The 252-nt window shown below is 36.5% G+C and carries 1 protein-coding gene; it reads left to right on the plus strand.

All coding sequences use genetic code 11. The annotated features are described in order from the left end of the window. Positions 1–157: 157 nt before the first annotated feature. A partial coding sequence (locus SB658_RS25985; RefSeq protein ID WP_410603365.1) for a hypothetical protein occupies positions 158–252 on the plus strand: 95 nt, incomplete at its 3' end.

The raw sequence follows: 252 nt of genomic DNA on the forward strand, positions 1-252 counted from the left end.
GCAGACATTGCCAAGCAGCTTGAAACATACACACAAGACAAGAAGGACGATCTCACCTATGTACTTGGTCAGCTCACGTAAAATAGCTGACCTTTTTTCTGTTTTACCGATTTTTTTGATACACTAAAAGAGAAGAAACAGTGAGAGGATGCAAAGTATGAAGACATCTGACTTTTTATTGAAACAAATTGCAACAGAATTAAAGCTTTCAACAAAACAAATTGAAAGTGTCATCAAGCTCTTAGAGGATGG

It is taken from the genome of Bacillus sp. SIMBA_008 (assembly GCF_046535495.1).
GTDB lineage: Bacteria > Bacillota > Bacilli > Bacillales > Bacillaceae > Bacillus > Bacillus subtilis.